The sequence below is a fragment of the Actinomadura sp. DC4 genome, assembly GCF_030406325.1.
GTDB lineage: Bacteria > Actinomycetota > Actinomycetes > Streptosporangiales > Streptosporangiaceae > Actinoallomurus.
Genome location: NZ_JAUEQY010000016.1, coordinates 131,858 through 146,611, shown reverse-complemented (window position 1 = coordinate 146,611; position 14,754 = coordinate 131,858). Strand labels below are relative to the sequence as shown.

The 14,754-nt window shown below is 71.5% G+C and carries 16 protein-coding genes; 2 read left to right on the top strand and 14 right to left on the bottom strand.

The window, feature by feature from the left end; translation table 11 throughout:
• Positions 1-61: 61 nt before the first annotated feature.
• The 10 genes from QWU11_RS25750 to QWU11_RS25705 form a co-directional block, all read right to left on the bottom strand.
• Positions 62-1,501: an NADH-quinone oxidoreductase subunit N gene (locus tag QWU11_RS25750; RefSeq protein WP_290116976.1), complete on the bottom strand. Its 1,440-nt coding sequence runs from the start codon at positions 1,499-1,501 to the stop codon at positions 62-64.
• Between the two features lie 64 nt (positions 1,502-1,565).
• Complete coding sequence (locus QWU11_RS25745) at positions 1,566-3,101, bottom strand: NADH-quinone oxidoreductase subunit M (protein WP_290116975.1); 1,536 nt, start codon at positions 3,099-3,101, stop codon at positions 1,566-1,568.
• Positions 3,098-5,044: an NADH-quinone oxidoreductase subunit L gene (locus tag QWU11_RS25740; RefSeq protein WP_290116974.1), complete on the bottom strand. Its 1,947-nt coding sequence runs from the start codon at positions 5,042-5,044 to the stop codon at positions 3,098-3,100. Before QWU11_RS25740 ends, QWU11_RS25745 begins: the two co-directional genes overlap by 4 nt.
• Positions 5,041-5,370, bottom strand: coding sequence for an NADH-quinone oxidoreductase subunit NuoK (nuoK, locus tag QWU11_RS25735; RefSeq protein ID WP_290116973.1), 330 nt, complete (start codon positions 5,368-5,370; stop codon positions 5,041-5,043). The genes QWU11_RS25740 and nuoK overlap by 4 nt, the downstream gene beginning before the upstream one ends.
• Positions 5,370-6,014, bottom strand: a complete 645-nt coding sequence (locus QWU11_RS25730; protein ID WP_290116972.1) for an NADH-quinone oxidoreductase subunit J — start codon at positions 6,012-6,014, stop codon at positions 5,370-5,372. Before QWU11_RS25730 ends, nuoK begins: the two co-directional genes overlap by 1 nt.
• A complete protein-coding gene (locus QWU11_RS25725) occupies positions 6,011-6,517 on the bottom strand; it encodes an NADH-quinone oxidoreductase subunit I (protein WP_290116971.1) in 507 nt (168 codons plus the stop codon). Before QWU11_RS25725 ends, QWU11_RS25730 begins: the two co-directional genes overlap by 4 nt.
• A 72-nt stretch (positions 6,518-6,589) precedes the next feature.
• Positions 6,590-7,228 carry a response regulator transcription factor gene (locus tag QWU11_RS25720; protein WP_290116970.1) on the bottom strand — a complete coding sequence of 213 codons (639 nt, stop codon included), beginning with the start codon at positions 7,226-7,228 and terminating at the stop codon, positions 6,590-6,592.
• A 10-nt stretch (positions 7,229-7,238) separates the two neighbouring features.
• Positions 7,239-8,495, bottom strand: coding sequence for a sensor domain-containing protein (locus QWU11_RS25715; protein WP_290116969.1), 1,257 nt, complete (start codon positions 8,493-8,495; stop codon positions 7,239-7,241).
• Between the two features lie 111 nt (positions 8,496-8,606).
• Positions 8,607-9,209: a helix-hairpin-helix domain-containing protein gene (locus QWU11_RS25710; protein WP_290116968.1), complete on the bottom strand. Its 603-nt coding sequence runs from the start codon at positions 9,207-9,209 to the stop codon at positions 8,607-8,609.
• 483 nt (positions 9,210-9,692) lie between these two features.
• Positions 9,693-10,001 carry a hypothetical protein gene (locus tag QWU11_RS25705; RefSeq protein ID WP_290116967.1) on the bottom strand — a complete coding sequence of 103 codons (309 nt, stop codon included), beginning with the start codon at positions 9,999-10,001 and terminating at the stop codon, positions 9,693-9,695.
• A gap of 78 nt (positions 10,002-10,079) precedes the next feature.
• On the opposite strand from QWU11_RS25705, the gene QWU11_RS25700 reads away from it, so the two are divergent.
• Positions 10,080-10,892: a hypothetical protein gene (locus tag QWU11_RS25700; protein WP_290116966.1), complete on the top strand. Its 813-nt coding sequence runs from the start codon at positions 10,080-10,082 to the stop codon at positions 10,890-10,892.
• A 13-nt stretch (positions 10,893-10,905) separates the two neighbouring features.
• The gene (locus tag QWU11_RS25695; protein WP_290116965.1) at positions 10,906-11,397 is read left to right on the top strand and encodes a cupin domain-containing protein; all 492 of its coding nucleotides are present in this window, start codon (positions 10,906-10,908) and stop codon (positions 11,395-11,397) included.
• Positions 11,398-11,403: 6 nt separating this feature from the next.
• Here the strand turns inward: QWU11_RS25695 and QWU11_RS25690 are convergent, their stop codons facing one another.
• From QWU11_RS25690 to QWU11_RS25675, 4 genes are read right to left on the bottom strand one after another with little or no spacing between them, the layout of a single operon-like run.
• Positions 11,404-12,369: a complex I subunit 1 family protein gene (locus QWU11_RS25690; RefSeq protein WP_290116964.1), complete on the bottom strand. Its 966-nt coding sequence runs from the start codon at positions 12,367-12,369 to the stop codon at positions 11,404-11,406.
• Positions 12,362-12,985: an NADH-quinone oxidoreductase subunit C gene (locus QWU11_RS25685; protein WP_290116963.1), complete on the bottom strand. Its 624-nt coding sequence runs from the start codon at positions 12,983-12,985 to the stop codon at positions 12,362-12,364. Before QWU11_RS25685 ends, QWU11_RS25690 begins: the two co-directional genes overlap by 8 nt.
• Entirely contained in the window at positions 12,975-14,231 is a 1,257-nt protein-coding gene (gene nuoB / locus QWU11_RS25680; protein WP_290116962.1) for an NADH-quinone oxidoreductase subunit NuoB, read from the bottom strand. Before nuoB ends, QWU11_RS25685 begins: the two co-directional genes overlap by 11 nt.
• 13 nt (positions 14,232-14,244) lie before the next feature.
• Complete coding sequence (locus QWU11_RS25675; RefSeq protein ID WP_290116961.1) at positions 14,245-14,616, bottom strand: NADH-quinone oxidoreductase subunit A; 372 nt, start codon at positions 14,614-14,616, stop codon at positions 14,245-14,247.
• Positions 14,617-14,754 lie beyond the last annotated feature (138 nt).

Here is a 14,754-nt window from a genome sequence, read left to right as displayed (position 1 = left end):
ACCCTCCCCAGAGTCCCCCTTATCCAACGGGCTGACCAGGAGAAATGTTCCCGAACGAGATTCAGGGAACAGCGAGCGCCGCCGCGTGGAGAACCAGCTCGGGAGCGACGGAAACGACGACGGCCCCGGCCAGGGACACCGCGATGGCGATGCCCGCGGCACGGCCGACCCGAATGGTCCCGGGCCGTTCGGCCGGCGCGAAGAGCCGTGCCGCCCAGCTCAGGTAGTAGTAGAGGCCGAGCACGGTGTTCACCGCCATGACCACCGCGAGCCAGGTGGCCGCCCCGCCGATCGCGGCGCGGAAGACCACCACCTTGGCGAACAGCCCCATGACGCCCGGCGGCAGGCCCGCCAGGCAGATGAGGAAGAACGCGAGCGCCGTGGCGGTGCCCGGGTTGGATCGGGCCAGTCCGCGGTAGTCGGCGAGCTGCCGCCGACCGCGGCGCGCCACGACGGTCACCACCGCGAAGGCCCCGATATTCATGATCGCGTACATCGCGACGTAGGCCGCCGTGGCGGTCATCCAGTCGTGCGGGCGGACCCGCGAGCCGCCGGCCAGCGGAGCCAGCATGTAGCCCGACTGCGCCACCGACGACCACGCCAGCAGTCGTACGGCGTCGCGCTGCCGGAGCGCGAGGAGGTTGCCGAGCGTCATCGTGGCCGCCGCCAGCACGCCCAGCAGCGGGCCCCAGGTGCCGCCCATCGGCCAGAAGCCGACCGTGAGGATCACGGTCAGGCCGGCGAAGCCGCCCGCCTTCGACACGACCGACAGGAACGCCGCGACCGGCAGCGGCGCGCCCTGGTAGACGTCCGGCGCCCAGAAGTGGAACGGCACCGCGGCGACCTTGAAGCCGAACCCGGCGATCACCGCGACGATGCCCGCCGCCGCGACCGGCTTGAGGTCCGGCGGCAGGTGCGCGAGCCCGGTGGCCACCTGGTCGAGGTACATCGCGCCGGTCACGCCGTACACCAGGCTGATGCCGAACAGCGTGACGGCCGAGGACACGACGGACACGAGGAAGAGCTTGAGCGCCGCCTCGCTCGCCACCCCGTCGTGCCGGCGCAGGGCCACGAGGGCGAACACCGGTAGCGACAGCGTCTCCAGCGCGACGACGAGCGTGATCAGGTCACGCCCTGCGGCCAGCAGCAGCGCGCCGGCGAGCGCGGCGAGCAGCAGGAAGTGGTACTCCCCGGCCGGCAACGCCGACCGCCGCATCTCCCCGTGCGACAGCAGGACGACCACGACCGCCGCGAGCAGCACGATCGCCTGGAAGAGCGTGGCGAAGTCGTCGGCGGCGTAGGAGCAGGACCTTCCGGTGCAGAAGGTCGTACGGCCGTGAGCGGGCGCGAGCGCGACGGTCGCAGCGACGAGCGCGACCAGGGTCAGGAGCCCGATCAGCCGCCGGGACAGCCCGAACGCGTCCGCCAGCAGCACCACGATCGAGCCGACCGCGACGATCAGCGTCGGCAGGAGCGCGAGGTAGTCGATCGACTGGATCATGAATCCTCCTTCGTCGGAGGAGTGACCAGGGGAGCGTGCTCGTCGATTCGCTCGCTTCGCTCGGTCATCGGCCCCCCAGGAGCACGCGTACGGCGCCGTCGGTGAGGGTGAGGAGCGTCTTCGGCCACAGCCCGATGAACAGCGTCGCCGTGATGAGGGGGGTCCAGGCGAGCAGCTCGTACGAGCGCACGTCGGCGAACCTCGTGCGCACCCAGCGCTCGGAGACCGGGCCGTGGGTGAGGCGCGACAGCATCCGCAGGAAGTACGCGGCGGTGAGCACGGCGCCGAGGCCGCCCAGCGCCATGAACGTCACGAACGTCGCGCGCGGCAGGCCGGCGTGCGGCTGGTACGCGCCGAGCAGCGCCAGCATCTCGCCCCAGAAACCGGCCAGGCCGGGCAGGCCCAGGCTCGCCACCGAGGCGAAGGTCAGGATCGAGGCGAGGTAGGGCGCCTTGGCGAGCATGCCGCCGCCGAGCGCGTCCAGGTCGCCGGTGCCGTAGCGCTCCTTGATCGAGCCCGCGATGAAGAACAGCAGGCCGGTGATCAGGCCGTGCGCGACGTTGCCGAAGAGCGCGGCGTTGAGCCCGACCGGCGTGAGGGTCGCGATGCCGAGCAGCACGAAGCCCATGTGGCCGATCGAGGAGTAGGCGATCATGCGCTTCAGGTCGCGCTGCGCGAGGCAGGCGAGCGCGCCGTAGATGATCCCGACGACGGCGAGCAGGCCGAGCACGGGCGCGAGCGTCTTCGCGCCCTCCGGGGCGGCCGGGACCGCGATGCGGATGAAGCCGTACGTGCCCATCTTCAGGAGCACGCCGGCCAGCAGCACCGATCCGACCGTGGGCGCCTCGGTGTGCGCGTCCGGCAGCCAGGTGTGCAGGGGCCACATCGGCGTCTTGACCGCGAACCCGATCCCGAGCAGCGCGAACGCCGTGAGCTGCACGCCGTGGGACAGGCCGGCGCCGTGCCGGGTGGCGAGCGTCGTCATGTCGAGCGTGTGCGCGTGGACCGCGATCAGCAGGATGCCGACGAGGAGGAAGCCGGAGCCCAGCAGCGTGTAGAGGATGAACTTGGTCGCCGCGGCCCGCGCGCGCTCGCGCCTCCCGGGGCTGCCGCCCCAGTAGGCGATCACGAAGTACATCGGGATGAGGACGACCTCGAAGAACACGAAGAACAGCACGAGGTCGAGGGACACGAAGGTGCCGAGCATGCCGACCTCGAGCATCAGCATCAGCCCGACCAGGCCGCGGGCGGACGCCACGCCGGCCTCGTCACTCGCGGGCAGCACCCGCGCCGTGTAGACCATGCACAGGAAGGTCAGCGCCGCGGTCAGCACGATCAGCGGCAGGGAGATGCCGTCCACCCCGAGGTGGAAGCGGAGCCCGATGGAGGCCGCCCACTCGTGGTTCACGCCGAGCTGCGGGCCGCGCCGTCCGTAGTCGAACGTCGCCGCCGCCACGAGGGCCAGCACCAGCGTGACCGCGGAGAACAACAGGCCGTGCAGCCGCGCCAGCCGGGTCAGCCGCGGCTGGCTCCCCGTCGGCGAGATCATCGTCAGCAGCGCCCCGAGGAAGGGCACGGCCAGCATCGCGACCAGGATCATGTGAGTACCACCACCGCGAGAACGATGATCACCACTCCCGCCAGGACCCCGGAGACGTACGTCTGGGGGTTGCCGTTCTCGGTCCGGCGCAGCAGGCCGCCCAGCCCGCGCGCGCCCCGTCCCGTGCCCTCGACGGCCGCGTCGACCACCCGCGCGTCGGCCCGTAGGACGAGCCGGGCGAGCGCCAGCACCGGCCGCACGATCAGGGCGTCGTAGACGGCGTCCACGAGGAAGCCGTCCATCAGCAGCGGGCGGGTCCGGCCCAGCAGCCGGACCGGGTCCAGCGCCGGGTCGCGGTTCCAGACCAGGAACACGCCACCGCCTCCGGCCAGGACGAACAGCAGGGAGACGATCGCCATGCCGAGCTCGGGCCTCAGGTGGTCGCTGCCGAGCCCGAGGAAGCCGAGGACCAGCGCGGGGATCGCCAGCGCCGCGACCGGCCAGCGCATCAGGCCGGGCGCCTCGCGTGCGTCGCCGGGCGACCGCCGCTCGCCGAAGAACGCCACGAGCCAGGTGCGCGTGGCGTACGCGGCGGTGATCGCCGCGGTGAGCAGCCCGGCGGCGAGGACGAGCCAGCCGGTCCAGGCCGGGATGCCCTCGGCCGGGTGACCGGCTACGGCGGTGCCGGGGCCCTGCCGCTGCGCGGTGTGCCAGGCCTGGGACAGGATCGCGTCCTTGCTGAAGAAGCCGCTGGCGGGCGGCAGGCCGGCCAGCGCCGCGAAACCGACCGTCATCGACCAGAACGTCACCGGCATGGCGATCCGCAGGCCGCCCATCGCGCCGAGCATGTTCGAGCCGACCGCGACGATCACGCAGCCCGCGCCGAGGAACAGCAGCGCCTTGAACGCGCCGTGCGCGAGCAGGTGGAACAGCGCGCCGTCGCGGGTGCCGACGGCCAGGCCGCCCGCCATGTACGCGAGCTGGCTGATCGTCGAGTAGGCGAGGACCCGCTTGAGGTCCTCCTGGGCGAGGGCGGCCAGCGCGGCGCCGACCATCGAGATCGCGGAGATCAGCCCGAGAAGGGCCAGCGAGCGCGGGGCGTACAGGAACGCCGGGTAGAGGCGGGCGACGACGTAGATGCCGGCCGCGACCATCGTCGCGGCGTGGATCAGCGCGCTGACCGGCGTCGGACCGGCCATCGCGTCCGGCAGCCAGGTGTGCAGGGGGAACTGCGCGCTCTTGCCCGCCACGCCGCACAGCAGCAGGAGGGTGCCCGCGAGGAGCGTGGTCTGCGACATCTGCGGCACGTGCGCGAGGACGGTCCGGACGTTGAACGAGTGCGCGCCCATGCCCAGGACGAAGATGCCGAACAGGAAGCCGACGTCGCCGAGGCGGGTCACGAGGAAGGCCTTGACCGCCGCGCGCGAGGTCGCCCGGTCGTGCCAGTAGTGGCCGATCAGGAAGTAGGAGCACACGCCCATGACCTCCCAGCCGACGTACAGCACGAGCAGGTCGCCCGACAGCACGACGAGCAGCATCGCCGCGGTGAACAGGGAGATGAACGCGGCGTAGGAGGAGTAGCGCGGGTCGTCGCGCATGTAGGCGACGGAGTAGATCTGCACGGCGAGCGCGACGCAGCAGACCATCAGCGCCACGACCGCGGACAGCCCGTCGACGTCGAGCCCGACGCCGAACGGCACACCGCCGGTCCGGACGAGCGTGAGCGTGCCCGTACGGACCTTCGGGTCCTGCCACTGCGCGACGGCGATCACCGCGGTGAGGACGGTGGAGGCCGCGATCGGCAGCACCGCGACCAGGGCCGGGCCGTTGGCCGGCAGCCGCCGGGCCAGGCCGCGGGCCCGTCCCGCCGACGTGCCCGGCGTGGGACGGCGGAGCCGGCGGGCGAGCGGCGTCAGCAGGTGCGAGATCGTGTGCCCGAAGATCATGCCGATGAACGCGGCGGCGAACGGCAGCAGGACCGCGACGGCCGCCAGGACGATCACCGGCGAACTCCTTCTTCTGCGCTCTCGCCGAGCGTCCGCAGCCGGTCGATGTCGACCGTGTTGCGGTTGCGGTAGATCAGGAGCACGAGGGCCAGGCCGAGCCCGACCTCGGCCGCCGCGATCACGATCACGAAAAGCGTGAGGACCTGGCCGCCGTGCAGCCGGTCGGCCCACCGCATGTCGAACACGACGAGGTTGAGGTTGACGGCGCCCAGCATCAGCTCGACCGACATCAGGACGAGGATGGCGTTGCGCCGGGCGAGCACGCCGTACACACCGACCGAGAACAGCAGCGCGGAGATGACCACCGGATAGATGAGGTGCATCAGAGGAGGTCCTCATCGATCCGGGACAACACGATCGTGTCCTCGTCGTCGGCGGTCCGGTTGCGCCGCCGCACCAGCGGCGGGGTGACGCGGGGCCGCGGGCGCTCACTTGGCTCGGGATCCTCCACGGCCGCCTCGGGGCCGATATCGGACCGCGAGAGCACGATCGCGCCGATCAGCGCGGCCAGCAGCAGCACCGACAGGGCCTCGAACGGCAGCACCCACGTGCGGAACAGGGCCGCGCCCAGCGCACCGGACGACCCGCTGCCGACCCGGGCCTTGATCGGGAAGTACGCGTCGCGGAAGCCGCGAGCGAGCGTGGTGACCAGGACGGCGGCCGTGGCGACGGCCACGACCAGCGCGACGATCCGGTTGCCCGAGTCCAGGTCGTCCGAGCGCCCGATCGGCGCGCGGGTCAGCATGATCCCGAACAGCAGGAGGACCACGACGGCCCCGACGTAGATCAGCACCTGCACCCACGCGACGAACTCGGCGGCCAGCACGACGTACGAGGCGGCCAGCGCGCCGAACGAGACGACCAGCCAGAGGGCCGCGTGGACGAGCTGGCGGGTGCTGACGACCATGATCCCCGAACCGACGGCGACCACGCCGAGCGCCGCGATGACGATGTCCACCGCGGTCACCGGGCCTCCCGGCTTTCCTTGGGAAGCTCCTTGGGCGGCTCCGCGTGAGGGTCGTGGGCGGGCGGCGGAGGCACCGTCCACATCCATTCCCGCAGCCGGTCGCGCTCGTGGGTCAGCTCGGCGATGTCGTACTCGGCGTACTCGAACTCCGGCGACCAGAACAGCGCGTCGAAGGGACAGGCCTCGATGCAGATCCCGCAGTACATGCACAGGGCGAAGTCGATGGCGAACCGGTCGAGCACGTTACGGGCCCGCGGCCGTCCGCCCTCGGGCGCCGGCAGCGTCTCCTTGTGGGAGTCGATGTAGATGCACCAGTCCGGGCACTCGCGTGCGCACAGCATGCAGACCGTGCAGTTCTCCTCGAACAGCGCGATGACCCCGCGGCTGCGCGGTGGCAGGTCGGGCTGAACCTCGGGGTACTGCCGCGTGATGGAACGCCGGGTCATCGTACGCAGCGTGACCGCGAGGCCCTTTGCCAGGCCGGTTCCGGGTAGGCGTGCCACGCGCACCATGATTGCTTATCCGGGCGCGTTGGCAAACCGGAGCCCCTGTCGCGGCGGCGCGTCGCGGCCGGGTCAGGCACCCAGGTAACGCAGGACCGCCAGTACGCGGCGGTGGTCGTCGCCGGAAGGGGCCAGCCCGAGCTTGAGAAAGATGTTCGCGATGTGCTTCTCCACCGCGCGGTCGGACACGACGAGGGTCTTGGCGATGGCCGCGTTCGTACGCCCCTCGGCCATGAGGCCCAGCACCTCGCGCTCACGCGGCGTCAGCGCGCCGACGCCCTGGCGGCCGGCGTTCAGCAGGTGGCCGACCACCTCGGGATCCAGCGCCGTGCCGCCGGAGGCCACGCGGTGGAGGGCGTCCACGAAGTCGTCGATGTCGCCGACCCGCTCCTTCAGCAGGTAGCCGACCCCGGCAGGCGATCCGGCCAGCAGGTCGGTGGCGTAGCGCGTCTCGACGTACTGGGAGAACAGCAGGATGCCCAGGCCCGGATGGTCGCGGCGCAGCTCGATCGCGGCCCGCAGGCCCTCGTCGGTGTGCGTGGGCGGCATCCGGATGTCGATCACCGCGACGTCCGGCCGGTGGCCGTCGACGGCCACCCGGAGGCCCCGCGCGTCACCGACGCTCGCGACGACCTCGTGGCCGCGCGCGGTCAGCAGGTGGGCGAGGCCGTCGCGCAGGATGGCGGCGTCGTCGGCGATCACGATGCGCATGGAGTGGCCCTCAGGCGTGCGATGGGAGTTCGACGGTGACCACCGTAGGGCCGCCCGGCGGGCTGGCGACGTCCAGCCGCCCGTCCACCGTGCGTACGCGGTCCTGCAGGCCCGACAGGCCCGAGCCGGGGCCGGGGACGGCGCCGCCGGAGCCGTCGTCGCGTACGCGCAGCCGCAGCCGGCCGTCGGACTGGGTGAGCGAGAGCCAGGCCCGGGTGGCGCCGCTGTGCTTGGCGACGTTGGCCAGGAGCTCGGCGGCGCAGAAGTAGGCGATGGACTCGATCGCCGCGGTGGGCCGGGTCGCCAGCTCGATGCTCGGCTCGACGGGCACGGCGCTGCGGGCGGCGAGCGTGGCCAGCGCGGTGTCCAGGCCGTGGTCGAGCGCGGGCGGGTGGATGCCGCGTACGAGCTCGCGAAGCTCCGCGATGGCCTCTCTCGCGGTCGCCTGGGCGGTCGCGACCAGCGCGCGGGCATTGTCGTCGGCAACCGCGTCGCGCACCATCGTGAGCTGCATCGTCAGCGCGATCAGCCGGACCTGCGCGCCGTCGTGCAGGTCGCGTTCGATGGTGCGCAGGGTGGCCGCCGCGTCGTCGACCGCGCGGGCCCGCGTCTCCTCCAGGTCGCGTACGCGCTCGGCCAGCCCACGCCGGCCGAGCAGCCAGCGCATCAGGATGCGGTCCGTGATCAGCGACAGGCGCAGGGCCCAGGGGCCGAGGACGATCAGCGCCAGGCCGAAGACGGACACCAGCAGCTGGCGGGGCCGGCTGTCGAAGACGAAGCCGTTGATGTGGATGCCCACGCTGTTCTGGTTGATGCCGAGGGCGTGCTGCGCCGGATAGGTGAGCGCGAACACGCCCCACTCCCAGGTGACCAGCAGGACGTAGAGGTGGATGAGCGTCATGGGGAGCTTGAGCACCAGGTAGCACAGCGCGCGCCAGCCGGCCGCGTCACCGAGCCGGACCTGCAGCCGGCCGAGGAGCCCCGATCCCGCGCGCGGGCGTGCGGGGGCCTCCAGGTGCTCGCCGAGGAGGCGGGCGGCGAGCCGCCGGTGCAGCGAGGTGATCCGGCGGGCGCCGCCCAGGCCGGCGGCCAGCAGCGGGAACCCGGCGGCGGTGACGGCCAGGCCGGTGCCCAGGACCAGCGTCACGATCGCGTAGACGAACCCGAGGACCGCGAGGGGCGTGCTCACGACCACGTACAGGATCTCGGCCCACGCGCGGCGGCCGAACGGCGCTCGCAGCACGGCGCCGAGCTTGACCCGGCTCATCGGCGGCACCCCGGTTTCGCTCGGCGACGGACCCTCCCATGCTCGCCGACCGGCGCCCTGGGGTCGATCGTGGCAGCACGAACGCCGGGGTTCGGACCGCCCCACCCCGGCTCACCGGGTGAACAGGGCGTACTCCGCGATCTCCGAGACGACGGACGGCGGCAGGTCGCAGTGCACGACGAGCTCCTCGGCGGAGACGAAACCGCCGCTGTGGGTGCGGACCTGCATGATCCGGTCGACCATCTCGTACGTCAGGCCGGGCAGCCGGCTCAGCACCTCCGGCGTCACGTGGTTGACGTCGACCAGGCCGCCGTCGTCGAACGAGCGCGGCAGGAGGTCCGGGCGGCCGATGCGCAGCTCGCGGGCGAGGACCGGGTCCTCGGAGACCACCTTGCGCGCGGCCTCGCGGAGCGAGCGGCGGTGGCGCGCCATCTCGACGGCGCGCTGGTTCATCTGGTCGCGGGGGGTGGTCGGGGGGTAGAGCCGTGGGCGGGCGACGAGCGCGTGCACCGTGCTGAGCGTCCAGGTGAGGATGAGCAGGAGCAGGCCGAGCACGGCCGGGCCGTCGTTGCCCTCGACCAGGCCGGCGCAGCCGCCGATCACGCCCGCCGAGTAGAGGACCGCGGCCCCGCCGAGCGAGGCGGAGCGACGGCACAGGGCGGCGTACAGGAATGAGGCGGGGGCGCCGAAGCCGCCGGTCAGGAGCGGCACCATCGCCCAGGCACGCCCGTCCGACGGCGGTGTCGGCGGAACCGGAAAGGGCGGCCCTGCCGGCGGCCGCATGGGGGGCCGCGGCGGCGGGGGCGGACCAGGCCAGGCCATACGGCGATCGTACGGCGGTCCCGGTCGAAAGTGATTCACACCCTCTCTGACGGACGTGACCGACCTGAGGTTTCCAGACCCTCCGTCCGACCCGGCGGGACGGAAGGACGGCCGGGCCGCGGAGGACGCGCCGGGAGCCTTCCGATTCATTGGAATTGCCGGGTGAATATATGTCCCGCCGCGAGGTAGCGTGCACTTTATTGCGCAGTGATCAAGACAATTCTTCACCTGCGAGGATTATGTCCACAGGAACATGGCCTCCGTTCCGCACGTGCGCTTCTTCCACGTCCCGCGCAGTTCGACCACGCTCGTCTCGGCGATCAACACGGCCAACGAGCTCGGCAGGGCCGTACTCCGGCCGGCCCCGAACTGCATCTACGCGATCACCACGCCGGCGGTGGGCACGGACGCACTGCCGATCATCAACGCGGATCTCACCATTGTGGGCGGTCCGGGAACGGCCATCCGGCGCGCGTCGGACGCCATCGCACCGTCACGGTCATCGCGAGCCGGCTCACCAACAACAACGGCCGCATTGGCGGCGGCACCACCACCGAAGGAACGGGCGGTCTCGAGCGACACCGTCACGTCCCGGCACTCGATCGTCCGGTTCAACACGCCGAACAACCGTTCCCCGGCGAACAGTGCCGCGGTGTGCGTCGGCCGACCTCCGCCCGTTCCCACGTTGGACTCGCTTAGACATCTCATGCTTAGATGTCTAAGCGTTTCCATCGTGCGGGACGCGGAAGGGACGGCCGGCTCATGCACTCCATCACCGCTCGCTCGGCGCCGGGGGTCCTCGTCTCGCTGTGGTCGTTCTGGACCGAGGGACGGCGGGTGGATCGCGTCTGCCACGCGATCGGGGCGGCGCTGATCGTCTCCGGGCTGTTCCACCTCGCCGTCTTCGCGGTCGACGGCGGGCCCTGGGAGGGGCCGGTCTCCTGGCGCAAACCGGTCACGTTCGGCCTGTCGTTCGGGCTGACGCTGATCACGATCGCCTGGGTCGCGTCGTACCTGCGGATCGGCGACCGCGCCCGTACGGCGCTCCTCGGGGTCTTCGCCGCCGCCTGCGTCGCCGAGACCGCGATGATCGACCTGCAGGCGTGGCGGCACGTCCCGTCGCACTTCGACATGGAGACGCCGTTCAACACGGTGATCTCGATGCTCCTGGCCGTGGGCGGCGGCGTACTGATCGTGGTGCTGGTGACGCTGACGGTACGGGCGTTCGGGCCGAACGCCGGCGTGCCGGAGAGCACCCGGCTGGCGCTGCGCGCGGGCTTCGTCACGCTGCTCGTCGCCCTGGCCAGCGGAGCGATCATGATCGCGCGCGGCGTGATCCTCGTCCGGACCGGGCACCAGCAGGCCGCCTACTCCGCCGGCGGCTTTCTCAAGCCCGTCCACGCGGTGACCATGCACGGCATCTTGGTGCTGCCCGGCCTCGCGTGGCTGCTGTCGTTCCGGGACATGAGCGAGCCGCGCCGCACCCGCGTCATCGCCTGGACGACGGCGGCGTACGCCGCGGCGATCGTCGCGGTGATCATATTCTCGGTGAGCCGCACACTCACGGGCGGCTGAGAGGAGCCTTCGCATGTCCTACCCCGAGCCCCGCTACGACGGCGACGCCGGCGAGATCAGCGCGGTGTACCGGCCGGCCGGCACGGCGCCCGAACTGCGCTACACCTCCGGCGGATCGGCGAGCTACCTCGCCACCGGCGCGTCCACGAACGGGCAGTTCGGCCTGTACCGCTGGGACATGGCCGCCAAGCCCAGCGGCCCGTCACCGCACTTCCACAAGACGATCTCCGAGTCGTTCTTCGTGCTGTCCGGGACCGTACGGCTCTTCAACGGCGATAAGTGGATCGACACGACGTCCGGCGACTTCCTGTACGTCCCCGAGGGCGGAATCCACGCGTTCCGCAACGAGTCGGGCGAGCCGGCGTCGATGCTCATCCTCTTCGCCCCCGGCGCGCCGCGCGAGGACTACTTCGAGACCCTCGCCGACGTCGGCGCCGGCCGCCGGGAGCTCACCCCCGAGGAGTGGGAGGAGTTCTACCTCCGCCACGACACGTACTGGACCTGACCGGGCTCAGGCGATGGCGAGCTTGATCACCCCGGTCAGGGCGAGCTGGGCGAGGGCGAGCGGCACCAGGCCGGCCCAGGCGAGTTTCTGCAGCTGGTCCTCGCGCATGCGGGGGTAGCTGACCCGCAGCCAGATGACCACGAAGGACAGGAACATCACCTTGATCAGCGTCCACAGCCAGCCGAGCTGCGTGTCGAGCACCGGGCCCTTCCACCCGCCGAGGAACAGCACGGTCGTCAGCGCCGACAGCACGACGATGCCGGCGTACTCGGCGAGCAGGAAGAACGCGAACCGCAGGCCGGTGTACTCCGTGTACGGGCCGAAGATGATCTCGCTGTCCGCGACCGGCATGTCGAACGGCGGGCGGCGCAGCTCGGCCAGGCCGGCGATGAAGAAGACCGCTCCGCCGACCGCCTGCCACGGCAGCCACCACCACTCCCAGTGGTCGACGATCCCGGACAGGTTGAGGGTGCCCGCGGCCATCGCCACCGAGGAGGCGGCCAGGACCATCGGCAGCTCGTAGGACAGCAGCTGGGCGGCGACGCGCATGCCGCCGAGGAGGCTGTACTTGTTCGCGCTCGACCAGCCGGCCATGAGCGCGCCGAGCACCGCGACGCCGATCATGGCCAGGGCGAAGAACAGCCCCGGGTCGAGCGAGACGCCCACCTGGCCGCCCGGCCCGACCGGGATCACGATCAGCACGATGAGATACGGGATCAGCGCCACCGCCGGGGCGAGCGTGAAGATCCGGCGGTCGGCGGCGGCCGGGACGACGTCCTCCTTCTGGGCGAACTTCACCCCGTCCGCGACGAGCTGCGCCCAGCCGTGGAAGCCTCCCGCGTACATCGGGCCGAGGCGCCCCTGCATGTGCGCCATCACCTTGTGCTCGACCTGCCCGACGATCAGCGGCAGCACCAGGAACGCCGCCACGACCAGCAGGAGCTTGATCGCGGTGATCGCCAGGTCAGACATCGTCGCCGCCCTCGGGGCTGATGCCGCGCTCGCGCCGGCGCGCGGGACGCTCGGCGGCGGCCTGGCGGGCGGCGGGTCCCCAGTCCTGCGGGACGCCCGGCGGCAGCATGCGGCGGCGGCTCGGCGCGCCGTGCCCGGACTCGCCCGGCTCCTTCGCGCCCGGCCACGGCTTGGCCACCCGGGCGGCCAGCACGAACTCCTTGCGCAGCGGATTCCCCTCGAACCCGTCCGGCAGCAGCAGCGGCTTGAGGTCCGGATGCCCGTCGAAGAGCACGCCGAACATCTCGAACGTCTCGCGCTCGTGCCAGTTCGCGCCGCGGTAGACGCCGGTCGCGGTGGCGAGGCGCGGGTCCTCGCGCGGCACCCGCGTGCGTACGAGCAGGTGGTGGCCCTGGGGCAGGGAGTAGACGTGCGCCACGATCGCGAACCCGTCCTCCAGCTCGTCGACGGCGGTCAGCCAGTCGAAGTAGCCGCACTCGAGATCGTCGCGGGCGAAGGCCAGCGACTCGGTCCACAGGTCCGGCGGCACGTCGACGGTGAGCAGACCGAACGTGTCCTCGCTGTGCACCTCGTCGCCGAACCGCCGCGACCACGCCACGGACAGCTCAATCGTCATCGCGGAGTCCCGGAATGATGTCGGGGTCGTCGAGCGCGTCGACCGGCGGCGGCTCGGCGAACTTTCTCAGCCGCGCGCCCCGGCGGCGGGGAGGTTGTCTCTCCTCGGCGGCCTTGCGCACCTCTTCGGCGGACGGCAGGTCCCGCCGCGTCGCCTCGGTCGCCTCTTTGGGGATCGCGTCCTGGAGCGTGGCCTCCTGGCCCGGGACGTACTCCTGGGTGTCCTCGAAGGCCGAGGCCTCGCGCCGGACCTCGTCGGCGTGCGGGAGCTGGTTGGTGCCCGCGGTGCGTTCGGACACCGGCTCCTCCGCCGCCTCCGCCTCCTCGGCGAGGCGCTGGACCTCGTCGGCGGGCGGGAGCACCTGCGTCTCCTCAGCGCCCCTCTCGGCGGTGTCGGGGAGCGGGGCGATCTGCTGCGTCTCGGCCGAGGCGGACTCGCCCTCGGGCTCCTCGGCGGGCGGGAGCTGCTGCGTCTCCTCAGCCACCGGTTCTTGGGGCACCGGGACCTCCACTGTCTCCTCCGCCGCCTCGACCTGTTCCTGCTGAGCGGGCGAGAGGTCACGCGCCCGTACGACGTCGGCCACGGCTTCGGCTTCGGGGAGGGCCAGGCTCTGCGTCGACTCCTCGGCCGCCTCGATCTCCTCCGGCTCCGGGACCGGCGGCAGCACGAGGGGCCGGCGGAAGACCGCCGGCGTCGGCGCCTTGGCCTTGACCTCGGGTGGGGGCGCCACCGACTCGCCAGGCTCGGCGTACCGGCCGCCGAGCGACTCGGTGGCGATCTTCTCCTGCAGGCGGATGATGCCGTGCAGCAGCGCCTCCGGCCGGGGCGGGCAGCCCGGGACGTACACGTCGACCGGGATGATCTGGTCGACGCCCTTGGTCACGCAGTAGGAGTCCCAGTACGGGCCACCGCAGTTGGAGCACGCGCCGAAGGAGATGACGTACTTCGGCTCGGGCATCTGCTCGTAGAGGCGCTTCACCGCGGGCGCCATCTTGTCGCTGACCGTGCCGGAGACGACCATCAGGTCGGCCTGCCGCGGGCCGGGCGCGAACGGGATCACCCCCAGCCGGATGAAGTCGTGCCGCGACATCGAGGTCGCGATGAACTCGATCGCGCAGCAGGCCAGGCCGAAGTTGAAGACCCACAGAGAGTATCTGCGTCCCCAGTTGAGCACGAACTTGACCGGCTTCGGGGCGAGTTTGCTCGCCGGCCCGATGCGCGGCTCCGGCAGATCGACGGCACCCATATCGGTCATTGTTTCAGACCCAGCCGAGCACACCCTTCTTCCAGGCGTACACGAGCCCCGCCGCGATGAAGGCCAGGAAGACGAACATCTCCCCCAGGGTGACCGATCCGTACCCCTTGGCGGAGAACACGGTCGCCCAGGGGAACAGGAACACCGCGTCGACTGCGAAGATGACGTAGAGGTAGGCGAAGACGTAGTAGCGGACGTAGGACTGCGCCCATCCGTCGCCGACCGGATCGACTCCGCACTCGTACGTCGTGAGCTTCTCGCGCGTCGGCCGGTGCGGGCGCAGCGACCGGTTGGCCAGCATTCCTCCGCCGACGATCAGACCGCCGATGAGGAACAACACGACGACGCTGACGTAGGTCCCGTAGTAGCCGTGCATGAGGTCAGCGTAATGCGCTGGAGCACCGTACGCTCAGACCGGCGAATCATCCTTTTGCGGGGCGGTCTCCGCCAGGTAACAGAAACGGCTACATCACTTGTCGGACATAGCCGCAAACCGTAAGGTCACGGCGACGAG